At 63.6% G+C, this 23,716-nt stretch carries 22 protein-coding genes; 7 read left to right on the top strand and 15 right to left on the bottom strand.

Translation table 11 applies throughout. From position 1 onward, the window contains the following. Nucleotides 1–43: 43 nt before the first annotated feature. The 6 genes from AC56LW_RS03045 to AC56LW_RS03070 form a co-directional block, all read right to left on the bottom strand. On the bottom strand, nucleotides 44–667 hold the full coding sequence (locus tag AC56LW_RS03045) for an L-threonylcarbamoyladenylate synthase (RefSeq protein WP_183555570.1): 624 nt from the start codon (nucleotides 665–667) through the stop codon (nucleotides 44–46). A gap of 14 nt (nucleotides 668–681) precedes the next feature. After that, the gene (gene htpX, locus AC56LW_RS03050; RefSeq protein ID WP_499631488.1) at nucleotides 682–1,563 is read right to left on the bottom strand and encodes a protease HtpX; all 882 of its coding nucleotides are present in this window, start codon (nucleotides 1,561–1,563) and stop codon (nucleotides 682–684) included. 88 nt (nucleotides 1,564–1,651) lie between these two features. Continuing rightward, nucleotides 1,652–2,815: an extracellular catalytic domain type 1 short-chain-length polyhydroxyalkanoate depolymerase gene (locus AC56LW_RS03055; protein ID WP_499631491.1), complete on the bottom strand. Its 1,164-nt coding sequence runs from the start codon at nucleotides 2,813–2,815 to the stop codon at nucleotides 1,652–1,654. Between the two features lie 11 nt (nucleotides 2,816–2,826). Then, a complete protein-coding gene (locus tag AC56LW_RS03060; protein WP_499631494.1) occupies nucleotides 2,827–3,243 on the bottom strand; it encodes a CopG family transcriptional regulator in 417 nt (138 codons plus the stop codon). 151 nt (nucleotides 3,244–3,394) lie between these two features. Then, on the bottom strand, nucleotides 3,395–4,228 hold the full coding sequence (locus tag AC56LW_RS03065; protein ID WP_499631497.1) for a 3',5'-nucleoside bisphosphate phosphatase: 834 nt from the start codon (nucleotides 4,226–4,228) through the stop codon (nucleotides 3,395–3,397). 42 nt (nucleotides 4,229–4,270) lie between these two features. After that, entirely contained in the window at nucleotides 4,271–5,158 is an 888-nt protein-coding gene (locus tag AC56LW_RS03070; RefSeq protein ID WP_499631500.1) for an alpha/beta fold hydrolase, read from the bottom strand. 162 nt (nucleotides 5,159–5,320) lie between these two features. Between AC56LW_RS03070 and AC56LW_RS03075 the strand changes: the two genes are divergently transcribed. Beyond that, a complete protein-coding gene (locus AC56LW_RS03075) occupies nucleotides 5,321–5,845 on the top strand; it encodes a gamma carbonic anhydrase family protein (protein ID WP_499631503.1) in 525 nt (174 codons plus the stop codon). Nucleotides 5,846–5,848: 3 nt separating this feature from the next. Continuing rightward, nucleotides 5,849–6,829, top strand: a complete 981-nt coding sequence (gene hslO / locus AC56LW_RS03080) for an Hsp33 family molecular chaperone HslO (protein ID WP_332531458.1) — start codon at nucleotides 5,849–5,851, stop codon at nucleotides 6,827–6,829. Nucleotides 6,830–6,894: 65 nt separating this feature from the next. On the opposite strand, the gene AC56LW_RS03085 is transcribed toward hslO, so the two are convergent. Then, nucleotides 6,895–7,653 (bottom strand): hypothetical protein, encoded by a 759-nt coding sequence (locus tag AC56LW_RS03085; RefSeq protein ID WP_499631506.1) that lies wholly within the window; start codon nucleotides 7,651–7,653, stop codon nucleotides 6,895–6,897. Nucleotides 7,654–7,842: 189 nt separating this feature from the next. Between AC56LW_RS03085 and AC56LW_RS03090 the strand changes: the two genes are divergently transcribed. Next, complete coding sequence (locus AC56LW_RS03090) at nucleotides 7,843–8,358, top strand: Dps family protein (RefSeq protein ID WP_183555578.1); 516 nt, start codon at nucleotides 7,843–7,845, stop codon at nucleotides 8,356–8,358. 126 nt (nucleotides 8,359–8,484) lie between these two features. Here AC56LW_RS03090 and AC56LW_RS03095 read toward each other — a convergent pair whose 3' ends face one another. The 5 genes from AC56LW_RS03095 to pyrG all read right to left on the bottom strand — a co-directional run bounded on the left by AC56LW_RS03095 (nucleotide 8,485) and on the right by pyrG (nucleotide 13,137). Further along, a complete protein-coding gene (locus AC56LW_RS03095; protein ID WP_332531456.1) occupies nucleotides 8,485–8,760 on the bottom strand; it encodes a helix-turn-helix domain-containing transcriptional regulator in 276 nt (91 codons plus the stop codon). Nucleotides 8,761–8,770: 10 nt separating this feature from the next. Beyond that, nucleotides 8,771–9,130 (bottom strand): cell division protein FtsB, encoded by a 360-nt coding sequence (gene ftsB, locus AC56LW_RS03100; RefSeq protein WP_258835205.1) that lies wholly within the window; start codon nucleotides 9,128–9,130, stop codon nucleotides 8,771–8,773. 74 nt (nucleotides 9,131–9,204) lie between these two features. After that, complete coding sequence (gene eno / locus AC56LW_RS03105; RefSeq protein WP_332531455.1) at nucleotides 9,205–10,491, bottom strand: phosphopyruvate hydratase; 1,287 nt, start codon at nucleotides 10,489–10,491, stop codon at nucleotides 9,205–9,207. A 97-nt stretch (nucleotides 10,492–10,588) separates the two neighbouring features. Beyond that, entirely contained in the window at nucleotides 10,589–11,443 is an 855-nt protein-coding gene (gene kdsA / locus AC56LW_RS03110; protein WP_332531454.1) for a 3-deoxy-8-phosphooctulonate synthase, read from the bottom strand. After that, nucleotides 11,440–13,137: a CTP synthase gene (pyrG, locus tag AC56LW_RS03115; RefSeq protein WP_499631511.1), complete on the bottom strand. Its 1,698-nt coding sequence runs from the start codon at nucleotides 13,135–13,137 to the stop codon at nucleotides 11,440–11,442. The genes kdsA and pyrG overlap by 4 nt, the downstream gene beginning before the upstream one ends. Before the next feature lie 288 nt (nucleotides 13,138–13,425). Between pyrG and AC56LW_RS03120 the strand changes: the two genes are divergently transcribed. After that, nucleotides 13,426–15,201: a methyl-accepting chemotaxis protein gene (locus AC56LW_RS03120; protein WP_499631514.1), complete on the top strand. Its 1,776-nt coding sequence runs from the start codon at nucleotides 13,426–13,428 to the stop codon at nucleotides 15,199–15,201. A gap of 359 nt (nucleotides 15,202–15,560) precedes the next feature. After that, nucleotides 15,561–16,895, top strand: a complete 1,335-nt coding sequence (locus AC56LW_RS03125) for an MFS transporter (RefSeq protein ID WP_332531451.1) — start codon at nucleotides 15,561–15,563, stop codon at nucleotides 16,893–16,895. A gap of 5 nt (nucleotides 16,896–16,900) precedes the next feature. Here AC56LW_RS03125 and AC56LW_RS03130 read toward each other — a convergent pair whose 3' ends face one another. The 3 genes from AC56LW_RS03130 to AC56LW_RS03140 form a co-directional block, all read right to left on the bottom strand. Further along, complete coding sequence (locus AC56LW_RS03130; RefSeq protein WP_499631516.1) at nucleotides 16,901–17,584, bottom strand: outer membrane beta-barrel protein; 684 nt, start codon at nucleotides 17,582–17,584, stop codon at nucleotides 16,901–16,903. 92 nt (nucleotides 17,585–17,676) lie between these two features. Further along, complete coding sequence (locus AC56LW_RS03135) at nucleotides 17,677–18,438, bottom strand: DUF6624 domain-containing protein (protein ID WP_499631519.1); 762 nt, start codon at nucleotides 18,436–18,438, stop codon at nucleotides 17,677–17,679. 56 nt (nucleotides 18,439–18,494) lie between these two features. Continuing rightward, nucleotides 18,495–19,754 carry a DUF2254 domain-containing protein gene (locus AC56LW_RS03140; RefSeq protein WP_499632875.1) on the bottom strand — a complete coding sequence of 420 codons (1,260 nt, stop codon included), beginning with the start codon at nucleotides 19,752–19,754 and terminating at the stop codon, nucleotides 18,495–18,497. A 205-nt stretch (nucleotides 19,755–19,959) separates the two neighbouring features. Here AC56LW_RS03140 and AC56LW_RS03145 point away from each other — a divergent pair, with 205 nt between their 5' ends. Together AC56LW_RS03145 and AC56LW_RS03150 are read left to right on the top strand one after the other, a co-directional pair. Beyond that, a complete protein-coding gene (locus tag AC56LW_RS03145) occupies nucleotides 19,960–21,336 on the top strand; it encodes an MFS transporter (RefSeq protein WP_332531448.1) in 1,377 nt (458 codons plus the stop codon). Beyond that, nucleotides 21,333–23,702: a GH36-type glycosyl hydrolase domain-containing protein gene (locus AC56LW_RS03150; RefSeq protein ID WP_499631522.1), complete on the top strand. Its 2,370-nt coding sequence runs from the start codon at nucleotides 21,333–21,335 to the stop codon at nucleotides 23,700–23,702. The genes AC56LW_RS03145 and AC56LW_RS03150 overlap by 4 nt, the downstream gene beginning before the upstream one ends. The last annotated feature ends 14 nt before the right edge of the window (nucleotides 23,703–23,716 follow it).

A 23,716-nucleotide genomic window follows, 5' to 3' on the forward strand; every position in this document is an offset into this window, starting at 1 on the left:
GGTGGAATACTTAAGGCAGCCTTGCAGGCCGCAGCCCGCCTGATTACAGGCCGAATGCCGCCGGGTCGCCCCTGCCCTCGCGGATCAGCACCGGCTCGGGGCCGGTCAGGTCGATCACGGTGGTGGCTTCCAGCATGCCGGCGCCGCCGTCGATGATCAGTTCGATCTGCTTTTCGAGGCGCTCGCGTACTTCATCGGGATCCGACAGCATGTGCTCGTCGCCCGGCAATTGCAGCGTGGTGCCGATCAGCGGCTCGCCCAGTTCTTCGAGCAGCGCCAGCGTGATGCGGTTTTCAGGAACGCGCAGGCCAATCGTCTTGCGCGACGGATGCGACAGGCGCCGCGGCAGCTCGCGCGTGGCTTCCAGAATCACCGTGTAGGGGCCCGGCATCGTGGCCTTGAGCAGGCGGTATTGCGTATTGTCCACGCGCGCATACTGCGCCACTTCAGACAGGTCGCGCACCAGCAGCGTCAGGTGGTGCTTGTCATCGACACCACGGATGCGGCGCAACTTCTCGACCGCGTTCTTGTCGTCCAGCCGGCAGACGAGTGCGTATGCGGAATCGGTTGGCAGCGCGACGATGCCGCCGGCGCTGACGATCTGCGCGGCCTGCTTGATCAGGCGCGCTTGCGGGTTTTCAGGGTGGATCTGGAAAAACTGGCCCATGGATGGTGTCCTTGTTATTGGTTAGGCAGCGACTGGAGCGCGGCGATACGCTGCTCCATCGGCGGGTGGGTCGAGAACAACGCGCCCCAGCCGCCGCCGCTGCCGGAAATGCCCGATGCCGACATCGCTTTCGGCAGCGCGCCCGGCGCGAAGCCGCCCAGGCGGGCCAGCGCGTGCTGCATCGGCACCGGGCTGCCCATCAGTTTGGCGGCGCCGGCGTCGGCGCGGAATTCGCGCTGGCGCGAGAACCAGGCCACGATGATCGAGGCCAGCAGGCCGAACAGGATTTCGCAGACCATCACGGTGGCGTAATAGCCAATGCCGGGCGCGTCGCCCTCTTTACGGAACAGCACCTTGTCGACAAAGAAGCCGACCACGCGCGCGAAGAACACGACGAAGGTATTGACGACACCCTGGATCAGCGTCAGCGTGACCATGTCGCCATTGGCGATGTGGGCAACTTCGTGGCCCAGGACGGCTTCGACTTCGTCCTGGTTCATACTTTGCAGCAGCCCAGTAGACACGGCGACCAGCGCCGAATTCTTGAAGGCGCCGGTGGCAAACGCATTCGGCTCGCCATCGTAGACGGCAACCTCGGGCATGCCGATGCCGGCGCGTTCCGCAAGCCGGCGCACGGTGTCCACCAGCCACTGCTCGGTGGAGTTGGCCGGTTGTTGGATCACGCGCGCACCTGTCGACCATTTGGCCATCGGTTTGCTGATCAAGAGCGAGATGAACGAACCGGTAAAGCCGATGACCAGCGACATCACTGCCAGCGAAGCGAAGTCGATGCCCTGCGCCGAGACGGCGCGGCCAAGACCGAGCACGTTCATGACCAGCGACAGCACCAGAACGACGGCAAGATTGGTGGCGAGGAAAAGAACAATGCGCTTCATGGCAGACGACTCCTGAATTAATGACAGGATGCCAATATTGGGCTGCCTGTCGGAAAATTCAAGGGCGCAGTTCCGCGTGCCTGCCGTATCAGCGTTTTGCGCCCAGGAAGAAGCGCAGCATCTCCTTCGACGCCGATGGTCCTGCCGCATCGGTATGCGAGCCTGCCGCATTGCCGCCAGCCCAGGCATGCCCTGCGCCCTGCACGACCCACTGCTCGGCCATCGTCCGGCCCGCGTCATCGCGCCAGACACTGCGGCGGCAACGGCGCCCGCCATGGGCTGCATCGTCGTGACGCACGCTCAGTGGCGTGGCGTGCAGGCCGGCGTGAGCGCCCACATACTGTTGCAGCACGGCGTCGCCATTGGCCGGCGTCACCACGTGATCGGTGCTGCCATGGAACACGATGACCGGCACCGTCTCGCGCAAGGTGCGCCCTTTGGCCGGCTTCTTCATGGCCTGCAAGCCGGTGATCATGTCGCGCCCGCTACCGGCCGGCAAACCGGAGTGCACACCCACTGCCGCGAACAGGTCCGGATACTCGGCGCCCAGCACGGCCGCCATCGCCCCGCCCGCCGACATGCCGGCCACAAACACCTGCGCCGGATCGGCGCCGTGCTCCTTGACGATCTGCCGCGTCAGTCCGGCGATGATGCCTGGCTCACCCGCATCGCGCCCCTGGTGGCCCGACTCGAACCAGTTCCAGCACTGCGTGCGGTTCGACGCGCTGTCCTGCTCCGGATACAGCACGAGGCAGTTGGCTTCTTCGGCCAGGCGGTTCATGCCGGTGCCGAGCGCGAAATCATCCGGATTCTGCGTGCAGCCGTGCAGCATGACGATCAGCGGACGCGGCGCGGTCGATGGCTGCGACGGGATGTACAGCTTGTAGCGGCGGCGGCCGGCGGCGTTCGAAAAGACGCCCGCGGTGAAGGTGCCACCGGCGATGTCGTCCATGACCGCCACATCGTCATCTTGAGGCATGCCAATGCCGACACCGACACCGGCGGCGCGCATGGCCGCCTGGCCCTTGCGCAGCTGGGCTTGCCAATCCGGCGCCGGGTTGATGTCGACAAACGCCGTGGCGTCCTTGCTGGCGGGCGCGGTGCTCTGCCCCTGTCCATGCCCCTGCCCCGGCATCAGGCCGGCCTGCGCCAGCGCCTGCTGGATCGTGGCGGTGGCCGAGGCCACATCCTTGTTCTGCACGAGGCGGGCAGAGGTCATCATCTTGTTCATGAATTGGTCGAGCGATTTCATAGCGTTCCAGTCTAGGTAAGGGTGCGATCTGCCAGCGCGGCGCGCACGGCAGGTGATGCAACAAAGGCGCCCAGGACCTGGATCGAAGCGATCGCATTCCGGGCAAGTTCAGGTGATACGTTGTCTTCGATGACCGCCAGGCCCAGCACATGGATATCCAGTTGCTGACCCTCTGCCACCAATTGCTCGAGTTCCTGCACCGAGTAGCGGTACAGGCCCATCACATAGCGCTTGCGCACGATGGTCTGGCGGATCACGTCGGCATGCTGCGTGAGCAGGTTGCGAATGGCCGTGCGCACCAGGTCGGTACGGTTGGAATAGAACCCTTCCTCGACGAGCAGGTCGACCTGGGCCAGGTCGACGAGGCCGACGTTGACCGTGACCTTGTCGCTGTCAGGGAGTTTCTGTTGGGTTAAAACTGCTTTCATCGTGTTCTCCATACGCTGCATATACTCCAATTGGAGTATAAAACGGCTTTTACAAGAGCTGATGGGCAAATTCTTGTAAAAAAAAGAAAAGAACAGGCGCAACGCGGCCAGCCGCAGGAGCGGCGGCCGGACAGTCAGAATGACGGGAAGGTTAGAACCAGTCGTGCCAGACCGGCGTTACGCCGGATGGCAATGGTGGCAGTTCGGCAAATTCGACCCGCGATTCGCCAGGTGCGTGGAAGTCGGTGCCGCGCGAGGCCAGAAAGCCATAGCGGCGCGCAACTTCGGCGTAGGTGCCGTATTGATCCGGCGTGTGGCTGCCGGTGACTACCTCGATGGCGGTGCCGCCCAGCTGGCGGAACTCGTCGAACAGCACACCCTGGGCCGTGTCGCTGAACCGGTAACGGCCCGGATGCGCGATGACGGCGATGCCGCCCGCCCCTTGGATCCAGCCCATTGCTTCGCCGAGCGTGGCCCAGCGATGCGGCACATAACCGGGCTTGCCTTCGGTCAGGAAACGGCGGAACACGTCGGAGGTGGTCGTGCAGACGCCGATCTCGCACAGGTAGCGCGCAAAGTGGGTGCGCGACATCAGGTCGGGATTGGCGACGTAGCGCAGCGCGCCTTCATACGGCGTGGGAATGCCGGCCTGCTCGAGCTGCGCCGCCATTTCGCGGGCCCGTTTTTCGCGCCCGTTGCGGGTTGCTGCCAGGCCGGCGATCAGTGCAGGGTTGTTTTCATCGACCTGCAGGCCGACGACGTGGACGGTTTCATTGGCCCAGGTGACCGAAATCTCGACGCCCGCCACGAAACGCATGCCCAGCGCCGTGGCCGCTTGCCGCGCAGCCTTCACGCCGCTGATTTCATCGTGGTCGGTCAGCGCCCACACATTCACGCCGCTCTTGCCGGCGTAAGCGGCCACGTCCGCTGGCGCGAGGACGCCGTCGGAAACATTGGAATGGCAGTGCAGGTCGACTTTCAGCATGGGATATTCAGCAGGCGGGATGGACGCTCCATTGTACGCGCATCAAACTGTCGGCGCAGCGAGGAAGTCTTCGATCATGCGCGCCAGCAATTCGGGCTGGTCGTGGTGCAGCATGTGGCCCGCCTGCGGCACCATGCGCGCCGTGACGTGCTTCAGATAGCCCATGCGGCGATCGACCTCGGCGCGCGCCTGCTCCTTCGCGCCCATCCAGCGCCACATATCGGTGTCTTCGGCCTCGACCCACAGCACCGGCGCCGTGATGGCCGACCACGCCGCCATCATCTCGTCGACGTGGTACAGCAGCGGACCCGTCATCTTGTGCGCAGGGTCGCCCAGGATGCGCCACTGGCCGTCGCGATCCTGCTCGGACCAGTGGGCAGCGAGAAAGCTCGAGCGCTCATACGACAGGCGCGGATTGGTCTTGCGCAGGCGCGCCGCTACTTCGTCCAGGCTGGCATAGCCACGCATCTCGGGTGGCGCGCGCAATTCGTCGAGCCAGTTGGCCAGCCGTTTCGGATACTGGGCCGCCTTCGTGGCCGGCAGGCCGAAACCTTCCAGGTTGATCAGCTTGCCCACGCGGTGGGGCCGCACGCCCGCGTACAGGCCGGCGATATTGCCGCCCATGCTGTGGCCGAGCAGGTTCACGGCCTCGTCGGGCGCAAACCGGTCGAGCAGCGCATCGAGGTCGGCCACGTAATCCGGGAACCAGTAGGTATCGGCGCCCGAACGGTCGCTGTGACCAAAGCCGCGCCAGTCGGGCGCGATCACGTGCCAGTCGCCCTCCAGGGCATCGACGACGAACTGGAACGACGCCGCCACGTCCATCCAGCCGTGCAGCATGAACAGCTTGGGCGCGCCCTCGTTCCCCCAATGGCGCACGTGAAGGCGCAGGCCGCGCACGGTGACAAATTCTGAACGTGAAAGTTTCATGAGGCCTCGAAAAAAGTACGATCGTTCAGGCAATTATATCGCCGGCCCGTTGAATTCGCGCAGCGTGGCCCCATCTGCCGGTCTTCGGGCGATGGCAAAGGCGGCGCTGACCCAAGCCTGGAGCGGTAAAATAGCCCCATTCCAACCTTCTGCGAGCGCATCATGGCCATTTACCAGCTGGGCGAACATGCACCCGAGATCGATCCGTCGGCGTTTGTCGCCGATTCGGCCACGCTGATCGGCAAGGTCACACTGGCGGCCAACACGTCGGTGTGGTTCGGGGCCACGCTGCGGGGCGACAACGAACACATCACCATTGGCGAAAACAGCAATGTGCAGGAAGGCACGGTAATGCACACCGACATGGGCTATCCGCTCGACATTGGCCGCGGCGTGACGATCGGCCACCAGGCCATGCTGCATGGTTGTACGGTCGGCGACGACTCGCTGATCGGCATCGGCGCCGTGATCCTGAACGGTGCCCGCATCGGCAAGGGCTGCCTGGTCGGCGCCGGCGCGCTGGTCACCGAGAACAAGACATTTCCCGATCACTCACTGATCCTGGGTTCGCCCGCGAAAGTGGTGCGGACACTGACACAAGAAGACTTGCTGCGCCTGCAGGGCAATGCCGCGAGCTATGTCGCGCGAGGCCAGCTATTCAATACACAGCTAAAGAGAATCGGATAAAGAATGACGACACCAGATACCACGATTGACATCACGAGCACTACCGGCGACACGCTGCAAAAATTCATCTTCGACAACGCCGCCGTGCGCGGCGAGCTGGTCGAAATTTCCGACACCTGGCGCGAGATCCAGGCGCGCCACGGCTACCCGAAAGCGGTGCGCTCGGTGCTGGGCGAGATGGTCGCCGCCTGCGCCCTGCTGTCAGCCAACCTCAAGTTCAACGGCTCGATCGTGATGCAGATCCATGGCGACGGCCCGGTGCGCCTGCTTGTCGTCGAATGCGACGCCGACCTGCGCATGCGCGCCACGGCCAAGCTGGCGCCGGACGTCGATGTCACCGACGACGCCACGCTCGGCCAGCTGGTCAATGTGCAGGGCACGGGCCGTTTCGTGATCACGCTCGACCCGCTTGAAAAGATGCCGGGCCAGCAGCCGTACCAGGGCATCGTGCCGTTGGACGGCGACGACGTCGCCACGGTCATCGAAAACTACATGCTGCGTTCGGAGCAGCTCGACACGCGCCTGTGGGTTGCCGCCGACGACAAGGTCGCGCGCGGCATGCTGCTGCAAAAGCTGCCGCGTCACAGCGGTGGCGAAGACCAGACCAAGCAGGCATCCGAAGCGGAAGACCTGGAAACGTGGAACCGCGCCGCAGCGCTGGGCGGCACGCTCAAGCACGAAGAGCTGCTGTCGACCGACATCTCGACGCTGCTGCACCGCCTGTTCTGGGAAGAGACGATCCGCGTGTTCGATCCGATGCACCCACAGTTCCACTGCAGCTGCAACCGTGAAAAGGTCGGCAACATGCTCAAGATGCTGGGCCAGCCAGAAGTGGAAACGGCGCTGGAAGAGCTGGGCGAACTGGGCATCAACTGCGATTTCTGCGGCAAGCACTACTCGTTCGACAAGGTCGATTGCGCGCAGCTGTTTGCCGTCGATACCGCAGCCCAGACCTTGATCCCGCCGAGCGGCAGCACGCATTGACTCGCGCAGGCGCCGGCCACCTGCCGGCGCCGTCGGGCTATTCAGGGCGCTTCGGCGCCCTGTTCTTATTGAGCGGCCTGCAGCGGCGCGGCCTGCTGCGCATCGGCTGCGAATTCGTAGGTAATCAGGCTGTCGTTGTCCCACTCCTTGCTGCGCACCGGAACGATAAAGCTGTGATGATCTTCGCTCAGCGTTAGTAGCCTGCTGCGCTCGCCCGATGTCAGGCGCGCCGCTTCGAGCCGCTTTGGCGCGCGATAGTACAGCGCCGTCATCGGCGCATGACACATCCCGCCGACGACTGCCATGGCGCTGCGCATTACAATACCGATCTCGTCCTTCATCACCGCCCGTGCCACTTCGCATTCGAGCCGCATGTCGCCCAGCCGGCGCGCGTTGTCCGGCACGCCGGGGCTGCGCACGCGCGGACGCCAGCGCATCCGCGATTTTTTACGGTTCAAAACCAGGTCGGCATTGTCGTCGAATGCTTCCTGGCTGCGCGGCAAAATGAACGTCGCATCGCTGTCGAGCGCGAGCGGAAGGTCCACCGTGTCGCCGGACAGGCGCAGCGCAAGGCCGTCCGGCGACTGGGTCGTGCCATCCTGGTTCTTCAATTCAAAGCGCAGACTGGCGCTTGGCGCGAGGCCATGGTGTTTGTCGAACGCGTCCAGCCCACGCGACATGATGCGGTAGGGGCGTAGCTCGGGATCCTTGACGCCGCTGACTTCGACCTTCGTTTCCATGCTGGCTTCGGGTGGCGTTACCTGCGCCCATGCCGGGCCGGAAAGTACCAGAACCAGTGCCACTACCGCGCGTTGCAACGTCATGTGATGACCTTTGTTATCAGAAACAAATCAGTCTACGCGACCGGCGCGCGCCAATTCTCACTCTTCGTCACACACCTCGTACCGTCCTGCGGCGATTCGGTCATGGTGGTAAGCTGATGCTTGTTTGATACTGTTGCATTTTCAGACAGTGGCACCACATGAATATCACTGACTAATGGAGAAATACACATGAACATCGATATTGGCATCAACACCGAAGACCGCGCAAAAATCGTCGAATCGCTCTCGACCGTGCTGGCCGACAGCTACATGCTGTACCTCAAGACCCACAACTTCCACTGGAACGTGACCGGTCCGATGTTCCAGACCCTGCACGTGATGTTCCAGGAGCAGTACACCGAACTGTGGACCGCACTGGACGATATCGCCGAGCGTATCCGCGCACTGGGCCACTTCGCACCAGGCACCTACAAGCGTTATGTCGAACTGTCGACCATCACCGAAGAAACCGACGTGCCGTCGGCCAAAGAGATGATCCGTCAACTGGTCGAAGGCCAGGAAGCCGTGATCCGCACCGCGCGTGCTGCCGTGCGTATTGCTGACGAAATCGACGATTTCCCGACCGCCGACATGCTGTCGACCCGCATGGAAGTGCACGAGAAAAATGCATGGATGCTGCGCGCATTCCTGGAACAGGGCGCAGGCCACGAGCAGGGCGACGCATCGTCGCAGTCGAAAGAGTAAGAAGCATCACGGCCCGTCACGGGCCGTTGTCGCGCTAATTAAATTAGCCTGGAAACGTCGTTCCAGCCTCAGCTGGAACGACGTTTTTGCATATGTGGAGAAGAGACGAAGAGCGCGTCGTCAGCCTTATTTCCCGCCACTCATGTGCAGGTCGACGACCTTCATGATTTCGAGGGTCAGGTCCATATCGAACTCCCCTGCCGTCATCGCCGCCTGCAGCGCGTCGCGCGGCATGCCCACGCTGGCGGCCAGCTCGCCCAGGGCGGGCGCTTGCGCCACTGCCTGCAGGGCTGCCGTAATCACGGCGCCATCGCCATCTTCGAACGCTTCGGCCAGGCAGTCTGCGATCGCGTCGAGCGAATCGAGGCTGGCGGGGTCGATCGGGGTAGTTTCATCAAGCATGATAGTTGGCTCAGTGTGCGGCAGCGCCGGTTGGCTTGGCGCCCGGTTTCGGCGGTGGTGGTGGTGGCGGCACGGTCATCGATTCGACCGGGATTTCATTCTTGCGCAGCACCTGCACGAAAATCTCGTTCTGCTTGATCATGCCCAGGTCGTAGCGCGCACGCTCTTCGACGGCGCCGGTGCCTTCGGTCAGGTCATCGACTTCGGAATCGAGCTTGCTGTTGCGCGCGGCGAGCTGCTCGGTCTTGATGCGCGTGGTTTCGACCTGGTTCTGCATGTCGGCCACGGACAGCCAGCCGCCCTTGCCAAGCCAGAGGGGATACTGGATCAGCACGAGCAGAACAGCCAGGGCAATCGTGATCAGGCGCATGGTGAAAAACGAAGGAGATGAAAAAGCCGACGCGCGGGTGGGATGACCCCATCCCGCGCGTCGGCCCCAAGGGATTACTTCAGGTTGTAGAACGCGTCACGGCCCGGGTAGCTGGCGATGTCGCCCAGGTCTTCCTCGATGCGCAGCAACTGGTTGTACTTGGCCATGCGGTCCGAACGCGACAGCGAACCGGTCTTGATCTGCAGCGCATTCAGGCCCACCGCGATATCGGCAATGGTCGAATCTTCGGTTTCGCCCGAGCGGTGCGAGATCACGGCGGTGTAGCCGGCGCGCTTGGCCATCTCGATGGCGGCAAACGTTTCGGTCAGGGTGCCAATCTGGTTGATCTTGATGAGGATCGAGTTGGCGATGCCCTTCTGGATGCCCTCTTTCAGGATCTTGGTGTTGGTGACGAACAGGTCGTCGCCCACCAGCTGGACCTTCTTGCCCAGTGCGGCGGTCAGGGTGGCCCAGCCTTCCCAGTCGCCTTCGTGCATTGCGTCTTCGATCGAGATGATCGGGTACTTGTCGCACCAGGTCGCAAGCATGTTGGTGAAGTCGGCTGCCGACAGGCTCAGCCCGCCTTCGCCTTCGAGCACGTAGCGGCCATCCTTGTAGAATTCGCTGGCGGCGCAATCCAGGCCCAGCGCGATGTCCTTGCCGGCGACGTAGCCAGCCTGCTCGATCGCTTCCATGATCAGCTTGATGGCTTCTTCATGGTTGGCCACCGACGGGGCGAAACCGCCTTCGTCGCCGACTGCCGTGTTCAGGCCGCGTGCGTGCAGGATTTTCTTGAGCGTGTGGAACACCTCGGCGCCGTAACGGATGGCTTCCTTGAACGATGGGGCGCCCACCGGGATGATCATGAATTCCTGGATGTCCAGGTTGTTGTCGGCGTGCGCGCCGCCGTTGATGACGTTCATCATCGGCACTGGCATCTGCATCGCGCCCGAACCGCCGAAGTAGCGGTACAGCGGCAGGCCCGCTTCTTCGGCGGCGGCCTTGGCCACGGCCATCGACACGGCCAGCATGGCGTTGGCGCCCAGGCGGCTCTTGTTTTCGGTGCCGTCGAGATCGATCAGGGTGCGGTCCAGGAACGCCTGCTCGTTCGCGTCCAGGCCCATGATCGCTTCGGAAATCTCGGTGTTGATATTTTCGCAGGCTTGCAGCACGCCTTTGCCGAAGTAGCGCTTCGGATCGCCGTCACGCAGTTCGATCGCTTCGCGCGAGCCGGTCGATGCGCCCGACGGCACTGCCGCACGGCCCATCACGCCCGATTCGAGCAGGACGTCACATTCGACGGTAGGGTTACCCCGCGAATCCAGGATTTCGCGGCCGATGATATCAACGATAGCACTCATGTTTCTCAGTCTCCAGAAGGTAGGTAATCTTGGGGGGACCACCGTGCTCCGGGTCCCCCAGGGATACCCGCAACACGGTGCATCCAAACCTGAACGGTTACTTGAAGTCGAATTCCAGGAACGGCGACTTCTTGACGACGCGGTCGATCTCGACCAGCGTCGTCAGGAGCTCCTTCATGCGCGCCAGCGGCACCGCATTCGGACCATCCGACATCGCATTGGCCGGATCCGGGTGCGTTTCCATGAACAGGCCGGCAATACCCGACGCCACGGCGGCGCGCGACAGCACAGGAATGTGCTCGCGCTGGCCGCCCGAGGACGTGCCCTGCCCGCCCGGCAGCTGCACCGAGTGGGTCGCATCGAACACGACCGGGCAGTTCGATTCGCGCATGATGGCCAGGCCACGCATGTCCGAGACCAGGTTGTTGTAGCCGAACGAGACGCCGCGCTCGCAGGCCATGAAATTGTCTTCTTCGAGGCCGGCGTCGCGCGCAGCGGCGCGCGCCTTGTCGATGACGTTCTTCATGTCGCCCGGGGCCAGGAACTGGCCCTTCTTGATATTGACCGGCTTGCCCGAACGCGCGCAGGCGTTGATGAAATCGGTCTGGCGGCACAGGAACGCTGGCGTTTGCAGCACGTCGACGATGCTCGCGACATGCGGGATCATCTCGGCGTCATGCACGTCGGTCAGGACCGGCACACCGATTTCGCGGCGCACGTCGGCCAGGATCTCGAGGCCCTTTTCAATACCAGGGCCGCGGAACGATTTGCCCGACGAGCGATTGGCCTTGTCAAACGACGATTTGTAGATGAACGGGATACCCAGTGCCGCGGTGATTTCCTTGAGCGTGCCCGCCGTGTCCATCGCCATCTGGCGCGATTCGATCACGCAGGTGCCGGCGATCAGGAAGATCGGGTGCTCGAGGCCGACGTCGAATCCGGCGAGTTTCATGCTGCGTCTCCTTGGAGTGCTGGTGCGGCCAGTTCAACGTTGGCGGCAGTGTTGGTGTTCGATGCCTGGTGCGCGAGGGCGGCCCTGATGAACGACGTGAACAGCGGGTGGCCGTTGCGCGGCGTCGACTTGAACTCGGGGTGGAACTGCACGCCCATATACCAAGGGTGCGAGTTCGCGCCGGTACGTGGCAACTCCATGATTTCGCACAGGTCTTCGTTCGGCGTACGCGCCGACACGGTCAGGCCGGCAGCCTCGACCTTCGGCAGGTAGTGGTTGTTGCCTTCGTAGCGGTGACGGTGACGCTCGGTAACGACGTTGCCGTAGATTTCGGCGGCCAGCGTGCCCGGGTTGACGGCGCAGGTCTGCGCGCCCAGGCGCATCGTGCCGCCCAGGTTCGAGTTGGTGTCGCGCTTTTCGACCTTGCCGTCGTGGTTTTGCCACTCGGTGATCAGGGCCACGACCGGCTGGTCGGTTTCCGGATCGAATTCGGTCGAGTTGGCGTTGGCCAGGCCCGCCATATTACGTGCGTACTCGATCAGCGCGACCTGCATGCCCAGGCAGATGCCCAGGTACGGGATCTTGTTTTCGCGGGCGTAGCGGGCAGCGGCGATCTTGCCTTCGACGCCGCGCTTGCCGAAGCCGCCCGGCACCAGGATTGCATCGTACTTGGCCAGGTGGTCGCAGCCGCGGGTTTCGATTTCTTCGGAATCGAGATACTCGATGTTGACGCGGCTTTCGGTATGGATGCCGGCATGGCGCAGCGCTTCGGTCAGCGACTTGTACGACTCGATCAGGTCGACGTACTTGCCGACCATGCCGATCGTGACTTCGTGCTTTGGATTCTCGAGCGTGTGAATCAGCTTGGTCCACATCGACAGGTCGGCTTTTGGTGCGTCCAGGCCAAGGGCTTCGAGGATGATGTCATCCAGGCCCTGGTCGCACAGCACTTGCGGCACCTTGTAGATGGTGTCGACGTCCCACACCGAGATGACGGCCTGCTCTTCGACGTTGGCGAACAGCGAAATCTTGGCGCGTTCGTCGTCGGGAATCGGGCGGTCGGCGCGGCACAGCAGCGCGTTGGGCGAGATGCCGATTTCGCGCAGCTTCTGCACGCTGTGCTGGGTCGGCTTGGTCTTGAGTTCGCCGGCCGAGGCGATGAACGGCACGAGCGTCAGGTGCACGAATGCGGCACCCTTGCGGCCCGAACGCAGCGACAGCTGGCGCGCGGCTTCAAGGAACGGCAGCGACTCGATGTCGCCGACGGTGCCGCCGATTTCGACCAGCGCCACGTCGACGCCTTCGGCGCCGCGGCGGATGTAATCCTGGATCTCGTTGGTGATGTGCGGGATCACCTGCACGGTCTTGCCGAGGTATTCGCCACGACGTTCCTTGCGGATCACCGATTCATAGATCTGGCCCGTGGTGAAATTATTCACCTTTTTCATGCGGGTGCTGATGAAACGCTCGTAGTGGCCAAGGTCGAGGTCAGTCTCGGCGCCGTCGTCGGTGACGAACACTTCGCCGTGCTGGGTTGGACTCATGGTGCCCGGATCGACGTTGATGTACGGATCGAGCTTGAGCATGGTGACTTTGAGACCGCGGCTCTCGAGGATTGCGGCGAGGGAGGCGGCTGCAATCCCTTTGCCCAGGGAAGAGACGACGCCGCCAGTGACGAATACGAATTTGGTCATTGTGCTGATGGTGCCGAACGGCACACGCGGGAAATAGAAATTATACCTTATGGCGGCAAATATCGCCTCATATCAAGGCGTTAACTTCTCTGGCAGTACTGTCGCTGGCCGGTCACAAAACCACAAATTACCACCCATTCTGGGTGCATTTTCGTTTCACTTGGGCAATAATTGTCACAAGCAACTTTAAACTTTAAGTAAATTACAACACCGGTCGAGACAGTCGGCGGGTCACTCATCCCCGGTCCCTGACCGCGCCGCATTCACCTACTTCACGCAGATCAAAACATGGGCAACTTCATCAAACTCAATATCGGAACGCGACTGGCAGCAGGGTTCTTAGTGACCCTCTTGATGACGGTCATCATCGCGACCGTTGGCGTCTGGCGACTGAACCAGGTTGCGCAGGAAACGCAGATCATCCTGGCCGAGCCACTCGCGAAAGAACGCATGATCGCCGAGTGGTACACGCAGATTTTCGCCGCCGTGCGCCGCACCGCCGCCATCGTCAAGAGCAGCGATGGCTCGCTGACCGCATACTTCAAGGAAGACGCGGCCGCCACCGGCAAGCTGTCGGCCGATCTGGTCAAGAAGATCGAACCGTTGATTACGGGTGACGAGGAAACGGCCCTGTTCAAGTCGGTGATGGAACACCGCGCCGCCTACAGCAAGGCACGCGACGGCGCCGTCAAGGCCAAGGGCGAGGGCAATACCGAACTGGCTGAACAGATCCTGAACCAGCAATTCACGCCGGCCGCCAAGGCCTATGAAGAGCGCGTCCATGACCTGGTGAACCTGCAGCAAAAGCACATCAGCGACAGCGCCGCAATGATTGCCGGCACCGCCGCTCGGGGCAAGGTCGTCATCGGCTCGCTGGCAGCCGGCGCCCTGCTGCTGGGCGGCGTCTTCGCCTGGCTGCTGACCCGCTCGATCACCGGGCCGCTGCGCCGCGCCGTGCAGGCTGCCGAACAAGTCGCCGCCGGCGACCTGACCGTGCGCATCGACAGCAGCGCCAGCGATGAAACGGGCGCCCTGCTGCGCGCGCTGGGCAATATGAATGCCAGCCTGGCCAGGATCGTCGACGAAGTGCGCACCGGTACCCAGACCATCAGCGGCGCCTCGGGCGAGATCGCCGCCGGCAGTTTCGACCTGTCAAGCCGCACCGAACAGCAGGCCGCAGCGCTGGAAGAAACCGCTGCCTCGATGGAAGAACTGACGGGCACCGTGCGCCAGAACGCCGACAATGCGCGCCAGGCCAACCAGCTGGCGATTGCTGCCTCGAGCGTCGCGACGCAGGCCGGCGCCTCGGTCGACCAGGTCGTCGCCACGATGGGCTCGATCAACGAGTCGTCGCGCAAGATTGTCGACATCATCAGCGTCATCGACGGCATTGCGTTCCAGACCAATATCCTGGCCCTGAACGCTGCCGTGGAAGCTGCACGCGCCGGCGAACAGGGCCGCGGCTTTGCCGTCGTCGCGTCCGAAGTGCGCACGCTGGCGCAACGCTCGGCAGCCGCCGCCAAGGAAATCAAGGGCCTGATCGGCGATTCGGTCGAGAAGGTCGACACCGGCACCAAGCTGGTCGACCAGACCGGCGCGACGATGCGCGAAGTGGTGGACTCGATCCGCCGCGTGACCGACATCATGGGCGAGATCTCGTCGGCCAGCCAGGAGCAGATCACCGGCATCGACCAGGTGAATCAGGCCATGGGCCAGATGGACAACGCGACCCAGCAGAACGCCGCACTGGTCGAAGAAGCCACCGCCGCCACGGCATCGCTGCAGGATCAGGCCAAGCGCCTGGCGCAGGTGGTCGACGTGTTCAAGCTCGACGCCGCGCACACGACGCCCGTCGTCGCCAGCGCACCCGTCAAGCGTCCGCCACCGGCACGGCCGGCGCTGAGCAAGCCGGCGCCGCGTGCGACGGCCAAACCTGCTGCTACGCCTGCAGAGGAGCCAGTGAGCAAGGCCGCAGAAAAGCAGGCAGCAAAACCAGTCAGCAAGCCAGCCAGCAAGCCGGTCGCCACGACCAAGATGAATGAAGCGGAGTGGGAAGAGTTCTGAGCTTCCAGCCACTGCCTGCAAAAACCGCCGTCCCCGCTCCGGGCACGGCGGTTTTTTACATCCTGATCGTATCTTTCAACAACATCGCACATCCGCACGAAATTCACTAACAAGTTAACACATTTGTGCAAATGTGATACTATTGGGAAAGATCAACTCCGGTCTCACGCAATGGCGCGGTCACGTGTCGTTGCTTGCCGTTCCCACGGCATGTCACGGGCATCCTTGCCCTGAGTTCCTCTCCGGAACTGCCCTATTACGCGCCCCCGCTGCGCGCACTTCGCCCCTTCCGGGTCGCCCATCGCGTTCACGAACGCCACGATTTTGCAGGTGCTAATTTGTCTCCAACAACAAACCGCATGCCAACGGCATCGCCACATCTCCCCTCTTCCCAACCGGGCATCCTTGACAGGCTGTGCGAGAAACTCGGGATTCCCCGCTCACTGCTGTGGGGCTTTGTCGGCCTGCTGGTCTTCATGATCGGCGATGGCGTCGAGCTCGGTTATCTGGCGCCTTACCTGGCCCAGAAAAACATGGTCGAAGCCGACATTGCGGTCCTGTTCACCGTGTATGGCGTGACAGTGGCGATCGGATCCTGGTGTGCCGGTGCGCTGTCGAATATCTGGGGGCCGAAGAAAGTCATGCTGATCGGCGCCGGTATCTGGGTCGTGTTCCAGGTGGTGTTCCTGACGTTCGGCGTCGGCCAGATGAGCTATCCGATGATGCTGGCCGGCTACGCCCTGCGCGGCTTCGGCTATCCGCTGTTCGCTTACGGCTTCCTGGTCTGGATTGTCGCCGCCACGCCGGCCAAGAAACTGGGCCTGGCGATGGGCTGGTTCTGGGTGGCGTATGCAGCCGGCCTGCCGACTCTCGGCGCGCTGGTGGCCAGTTTCTCGGTGCCATTGATCGGTGCGCTGGCCACGTTCTGGCTGTCGCTGATCCTGGTAATTGCCGGCGCCGCGCTGGCCCTGCTGTGCGTGAAGGATGCCGCCGGGACGAAGCGCCTGGCACCAGTTGGTGAAAAGCCGCTGACATCACTGATGGGCAGCGTCTCGATCATGTGGGAAGAACCGAAGACCTCGCTCAGCGGCGTAGTGCGTACCATCAACACCGCGTCGATGTTTGGTTTCTTCATCGTGTTGCCGGGCTTCTTCATGGACGTCATCGGCTTCACGCTGGAGCAGTGGCTGCGCCTCGTGACGGTGATTTTTGTCGCCAATATTGCCGGCAACATCATCTCGAGCCGCCTGGCCACCCGCTTCGGCCTGCGCAACACCGTGATCTGGATGGGCGCCGTCGGCAGCGCCATCACGACGCCGCTGTTCTTCTACATGCCGCAGCTGTTCATCGGTAACTTCTACATCGCCGCGCTGTTCGGCGCGATGTACGGCATGACGCTGGGCGGCTTCGTGCCCCTGTCGGCACTGATGCCGCTGCTGGTGCCGAAAAACCGCGCTGCCGCACTGTCGGTGCTGAGCCTGGGCGCGGGTGCATCGACCTGGGTCGGGCCGGCCATTGTTGCCATCTTCAGCGCATCGCTGGGCGTGGCTGGCATCATCTGGATCTTTGCCGGCCTGTATGCGCTCAGTGCATTCCTGATGATTCCGCTGCGCGATCCGGAAGAGCTGCGTGACGACAAGGTGGCCAAGCGTGCTTCGGCGCCGGTCGCGGCGGCGCCCGCAGCGGCGCACTGACGGGATCAGAAGCCCAGCTGCATATTACCCTTGATGCCGTCCCGGATGACACGGCCAAGCTTCTTGGCCGTGTCGCCATGCCGCGAGAACTCGGCGTTGACCGATGTTGATTTGTCGAGCTTGAGTTTGGCACCAGCGCCCGTATACAGCCCCGTATCGGACCCGGAATCGATTTCCGGACCAGCGCCGTTGTGAACCCATGTATCGGGCCCGGCATTGATGCTGCGCTTGATTTCGCTGTACGCGATCCCCGCCTTGGCATACGCAGACAGGCGCGCATCCTCGGGGGTCGACACCTTGACGGCCAGATGGTTGCTCGAGCCTTTCTCGCCGAGCCCCTGCGATGCTCCCTCGGCCCTGCCCTGCTCTTCCCGGTACAGGCCGCGGTCGGGCAGATTGACGTAACCGGCCTCCAGCGCGACATGCGGGGCGACCTTGACCCCGGCAATCAGCCGCGGATCGCGCCGGAAGCCCTTGAAGATGTGGTCATTGGGTTGTGCGGCAACGTTCGCGCTGTACACGCGCGACGCGCTCGTGCGCGTTCCGGCAAACGGGTCGGGTTCGTGCAGCTGATCGGCCTCGAGCACCGCCGGGCCGGCCGGCGTCTGTACCGGCAGCAGTTCCTGCGCCTGCGCCGCACACGCGGCGAGCACGCCAACAGCCAGCGCCATGATCCGGATTATCGTCATCTTCATCGCTCCAATGGACAGACCCGAAGCTTACGCCCGAAACCGCCAGTCGCAACATGCGGATTGCATGACTTGGTAACAAGTTGTCGCGGCTACCTGCGTGGCAAGCCCATTTGCAGGCGGCGTTGCTCGAGGCGCTCGATGTTTTCGATCGGGTACGGCGCCCCCTGTTTCTTGTCGTCCGGACGGTATTGGGTGCCGTAGATTTGCTTCCTGCCTTCGTACACGCGGACACGGTCGATCGACGTCGCCAGGTTGTACGGCGCGATCTCGTGCCTGGTGGCGGCCTCCTGCATCAGCGCGAGCCATGGTTTCAAGCGCGCCAGCGGTGCGTGCTGGGCGATGAGCCAGGCAGCATTGGCAGCTTCCCAGCCCACCATCGACAATGTCGGCCAGCCATGGGTGGCGATGATCGCCGCCAGCCGCTGCTGTCGCGCCGCATCATCTACCCGCAGGCGTTCGAGGGCGTCCGGATCATTCGGGCGCGCATGTTCGCCGCGCAATGCCTGGTCGTCCCTGCCCAGTTCGAGCAGTTCGCGCGCGAGTTCTGGTTGCGGCACCTGCCTCGGGTACACCAGCAGCGGCAGCGGGACCGTCACGTTGACATCCTCGACGACAAGCGGCATGGCTTCCCACTCTTGTTCACCGACAAAGACCATGCAGCGCGTGCCCGCAGGCAGGTCGATGCGATAGCGCCTGCCTTCGACCTTGCCGAAGATGCGCGGGCGATCTGCGCAGCTGGCAAACGCCGCCAGCCGTGCAGGGAACACCTTGGTCGAACTGTGCAGCTCACCGGCAAACGGCAGCATGCCGCCCGGTTCTGCTGCGCACAGGCCGGTTGCCGGCATCAGCATCGCCGGCGCAAGACACCAGGGCAGGAGAATGCTGCGCAGCCTGCTGGCACAAGCCCTCATGCCGGCCCCCAGTAATCGGCATGCCGGCGGCGCAGTTGCGCCAGGTCCGGCGCAAAATCCAGTGCAGCTGCCGAGCGTGCCAGGGCTTCGTCGGCCTGGCACTGCGCCATGGCGCGCAGGTGGGGATCGCCGCAACGGCCCAGCTCGCCGCACACCCACTGCAGGTGCAGCGCGATTTCCAGCACCCCGGCACCATCGCGGGCCAGTGGGGGGAAGACATCGTTGAACATGTCGCCCAGCGACAGCGGCGGCACTTCGACGCGGTCATGGTCCGGCTCGGCGCTGAAACCGGGATGGGTCCACGCATCGAAGATCCGGAAGACCGCATTGAGAACGACAATGGCAGTGCCGGGATCGTTGATGCCCGGGGACAGCGCGCGGCTGCCGATCTCGGTCAGCACGACCAGCCCGAAGCCCGGGTCTTCGTCGAACTGGCGCAGTGGGCCAATGGTAAATGCCTTGGCGATCAGGTCCGGTTCGATCGTGCCGGCGTCTTCGCCATCGGGCAGCACGTACCCGATCGGGCGCGAGCAGACGATCAGCGCCCCGGGTGCGACCGCCAGCGTGATGCGCAGCTTGCGCTCGGCAGCGATGCGCTGCAGGGCATCCATGTCCACCCGCTGCAGGTAGCCGCTCGCCTGGCTGTGAAAGGCCAGGCCGGCCGGTGGCCCGAAGGCCACCATGCCGCCCATGCAGGGCAACCGGATGCGGCGCGCCATCGCTTCGGCAGCCGCACGTTCGACCCGGGTAATCACGGCGCCCAGGCGCCCCAGGCGCGCGATGCTGTCGACCCAGCGCACGAACACGAGCACGACGATCACCAGCGTCAGCAGGGTCAGCACGAACAGGGTGAACCGGCCTGGCTTGCCAAAGTAATCGTTGGTCGTCGCGCTCAGGCCGATGATGGCAAAGATGAAGGCGCCGACAAAGATCGACAGCGCGTTCTGCGAGACGTCATCGGCAATCACGAGCGGAAACGCGCGCTCGGTGGCCGACTGCCCGGTCGACGCATACGCGGCCACCATCGAGGCAACGGCGAACGTCGCGACGCCCAGCATGCTGGCGGCAATGACCTTGAGCAGGTCGACGATCGAGCCTTGCGCGATTTCCGGCACCTTCCAGTCGATCGGGATGCTGTCGACCAGATGCGCCAGCGCCACGCCGGCAACGGACAGGACGCAGGCGATCATGGGCTTGACCCACAGGCGCTCGCGCAGACGGTTCATCAGGAATTGCATTCGGGCCGGCAGGATCATGGTGGTCAATCGACTCCTCTAGTCAAAGCGTGTGATGGCAAGCTGCCCCGGCAGTGTAGAGCAATGATCAAAACAACCATATTTCAGTACGGCGCGCCGACACGCTGCGGTGTGTTGACACGCCATCCCGGCAGCGCCATACTTGCCCGATGTTAGCGTTACCACTCAATGCTGGCATCACCATAAAAATATCTGGAGACAATCAATGTTCAAGCGCGGGCCTGAGACACCTGTGGCGACGGGCGGCAACCTCGGCTGGCGAGAAAAGATCAGCTATGGCGTGGCCGACATGGGCTTCAATTTTTATTGGGCCAATATCGCCACCTTCCTGCTGATCTTCTACACCGACACGTTCGGCATCTCGGCGGCGCAGGCAGCCACCCTGCTCGCCTCGATCAAGCTGATCAACGCCTTCACCGACCCCGTGATCGGCGCCTTTGCCGACCGCACCAATACCCGCTTCGGCAAGTTCCGCCCCTACCTGATCTGGATGTCGATCCCCCTTGGCGCGGCAGCCGTGCTCACCTACACCACGCCCGACCTCGACGCCAACGGCAAGCTGCTGTGGGCCTACGGCAGCTATCTCGCGATGATGGTCTGCTACACCTGCGTGAACATCCCCTACAACGCGCTCTCGGGCGTGATCTCGAACGATCCGCAGGAGCGCTCGACGATCAACGGCCTGCGCTTCATCTTCGCCTTCGCCGGCAGCACGCTCGTCACAGCCGCCACGCCGGCGATGGTGGCGTGGCTCGGCGCTGGTGACGACGTGCGCGGCTGGCAATTGACGATGCTTGCGTGGAGCGTGGCCGCATCAGTCATGTTCCTCATCACCTTCCTCAATACGCGCGAACGCGTGCTGCCCCCGCCCGGCCAGAAGAGCGACGTCTGGCGCGACATCCGCGACCTGGCCTCCAACCGGCCCTGGGTCGTGCTGTTCGTGCTGGCCCTGGTCATCATGGTGACGATCACGCTGCGCACCACGACCTCGGCCTACTACTTCAAGTACGTCGTCGGCCGCCCCGAGCTGATGGCGACCTTCGTGCCGACCTATATGGTGTTTGCCGCCGTCGGCGCAGCCTGCACGCCGCTGCTCACGCGCTTCATCGACAAGAAGCTGTTGATGATCGGTTTGATGAGCTGCACCGCCGTGCTGTCGTCGCTGTTCTTCCTGATCCCGGCCGACCGGATCGACCTGATGTTCGTGCTGCAGGCAGGCCTGGGCCTGGTGCTCGGGCCCAAGTCGCCGCTGGCGTTCTCGATGTATGCCGACACCGCCGACTACAACGAATGGCGCACCGGCCGGCGCGCCACCGCGATGACCTTCGCCGCCGCGACCTTTTCACAAAAGCTCGGTACTGCGGTGGCGGTCAGCGTCATCGGCGCTGTTTTCACCTGGCTCGGCTACGTGCCCAACGCGGCGCAGAGCATCGGCTCGCAGGCCGGCATCGTCTGGCTGATGTCGTTCGTGCCGGCCGCCTTTGCGCTGGTGGCCGTGCTGGTCATGTGCTTGTATAACCTCGACGCCAAGGCCCTGGCGCGCATGGGCGCCGAACTGGCCGCGCGCAAGGCGGCGCCATGAATCCAACGGAGATTGCCCCGATGCTGTACCCGCAAGACGACCGCTATGTGCTTACCAGCCCGACCGCCATGCCGCAGGCGGGCGGCTTCCTGTGGAACCGCAGGATGATGATCCAGACGACCTGCCGCGGCTACGCCACTGCGCAGTTCATGCAGCCCGAACCCGGCAAGTACTCGCACGGCCCGAACATGGAAGCAAAATCGTTCATGCAGCCGGAGCAGAATTACTATGCCCACCATCCGGGCCGCTTCGTGTACGTGAAAGACGAAGACACGGGCGAGCTGTTCTCGGCGCCGTACGAACCGGTGCGCGGGGGGCTCGACCGCTATGCGTTCTCGGTCGGGCGCACCGACCTGCAATGGACGATCGAAAAACTGGGCATCCGCATCGACCTGACGCTCGCGCTGCCGGTCGACGACGTGGCCGAACTGTGGACGGTGGCCGTCACCAATTTGTCGGCGCGCCCGCGCCGCATCAGCATCTACCCGTACTTCACGGTCGGCTACATGTCGTGGATGAACCAGTCGGCGGAGTACCGGCACGACCTTGGCGGCATCGTCGCAACCTGCATCACGCCGTACCAGAAGCTGGACGATTTCTTCAAGAACCGCCTGCTGAAAGACCGTACCGTGCTGCTGTGCGAGCACGCGCCCGATGCCTGGGAAACTGGGCAAAAGGTTTTTGAAGGCGAAGGCGGCCTGCATGCGCCATCGACGCTGGCGCCCGCGCTGCTGCCCTGCGGCGACGCGCGCTACGAAACGCCCGCCGCCGTCGTCCAGTACCGCCTGGCCCTGGCTCCCGGCGAGGCCGCCACGCGCCGCCTGCTGTTCGGCCCTGCGTTCGACGATGCCGAGATTGCCCTGCTGCGCCAGCGCTACCTGAGCGAAGAAGGTTTCGCCGCTGCCGCCCGCGACTACGCCGCCTACATCGCCGAGGGCGACGGCGTGCTGCAGATCGCCACGCCCGACCCCGAGCTGGATAATTTTGTCAACACGTGGCTGGCGCGCCAGGTGTATTACCACGGCGACGTCAATCGCCTCAGCACCGACCCGCAGACCCGCAACTACCTGCAGGACAATATGGGCATGGTGTTCGTCAAGCCGGCCGCTGCCCGCGCTGCCTTCCTGCATGCACTCAGCCAGCAGGAAGCCAACGGCGCCATGCCGGACGGGATCCTGCTGTTCGAAGGCGCCGAACTCAAATACATTAACCAGATCCCGCACACCGACCACTGCGTCTGGCTGCCCGTGTGCCTGCAAGCCTACCTCGATGAAACGGGTGACAGCGCGATCCTCGACGTGCCGGTCACCGCGCACGGCGGCGACGTCAAATCCGCGTTCGAGCGCATCTGCCTGGCGATGGACTGGCTCTTGCTGCGCCGCGATGCGCGGGGCCTCAGCTACATCGAACAGGGCGACTGGTGCGATCCGATGAACATGGTCGGCTACAAGGGCCGCGGCGTCTCGGGCTGGCTGACCGTGGCGGCCGCGTACGCGCTGAACCTGTGGGCGGACGTCTGCGCTGCACGCAATGATGGAGCGATGCAGGCACGCTACCGCGATGGCGCCGCCGCCATGAACGCCTCGGCCAACGCGCACCTGTGGGATGGCAGCTGGTTCGCACGCGGCATCACTGACGACGACGTCAAGTTCGGCGTGGCGGCCGATACCGAGGGCCGCATCTACCTGAACCCGCAAAGCTGGGCATTCCTGTCGGGCGCCGCAAACGACGCGCAGCGCGCGCAGATGCTGCCCGAGATCGACGCGCAACTGAAGACACCCTACGGCGTGCAGATGTTTGCCCCGCCCTACAGCGCCATGCGCGAAGACATCGGGCGCGTCACGCAAAAGCATCCCGGCTCGGCCGAGAACGGCGCGGTCTACAACCACGCCGCCGTGTTCTACATTTTCAGCCTGTACACGATTGGCGAAGCAGACCGCGCCTTCGACGCGCTGCGCAAGATGATTCCGGGTCCGGACCTGGCCGACTACCTGCAGCGCGGCCAGCTGCCCGTCTTCATCCCCAACTACTACCGCGGCGCGTACCACGAGTACCCGCGCACGGCCGGGCGCTCGAGCCAGTTGTTCAACACGGGCACCGTGGCCTGGGTGTATCGCTGCCTGATTGAAGGCCTGTGTGGGTTGAAGGGTGATGCGAATGGCTTGACGGTCAATCCGCAACTGCCATCCGGCTGGCCGGGCATGACGGTCACGCGGCGCTTCCGTGGTGCGACGTTCGAGGTGGACATCCGGCGCGGTGCAGTCGAGCGCACGGTGGTGGTCTGCGACGGTATTGAACTGGCCGTGGCCCGCATCGACAACATCGACGCGGGCCGCACGTATCGCTTGCAGGTGACGGTCCGCTAGGCGGCCCGACCGGC

This window comes from Telluria sp. LT2P80 (assembly GCF_059685955.1).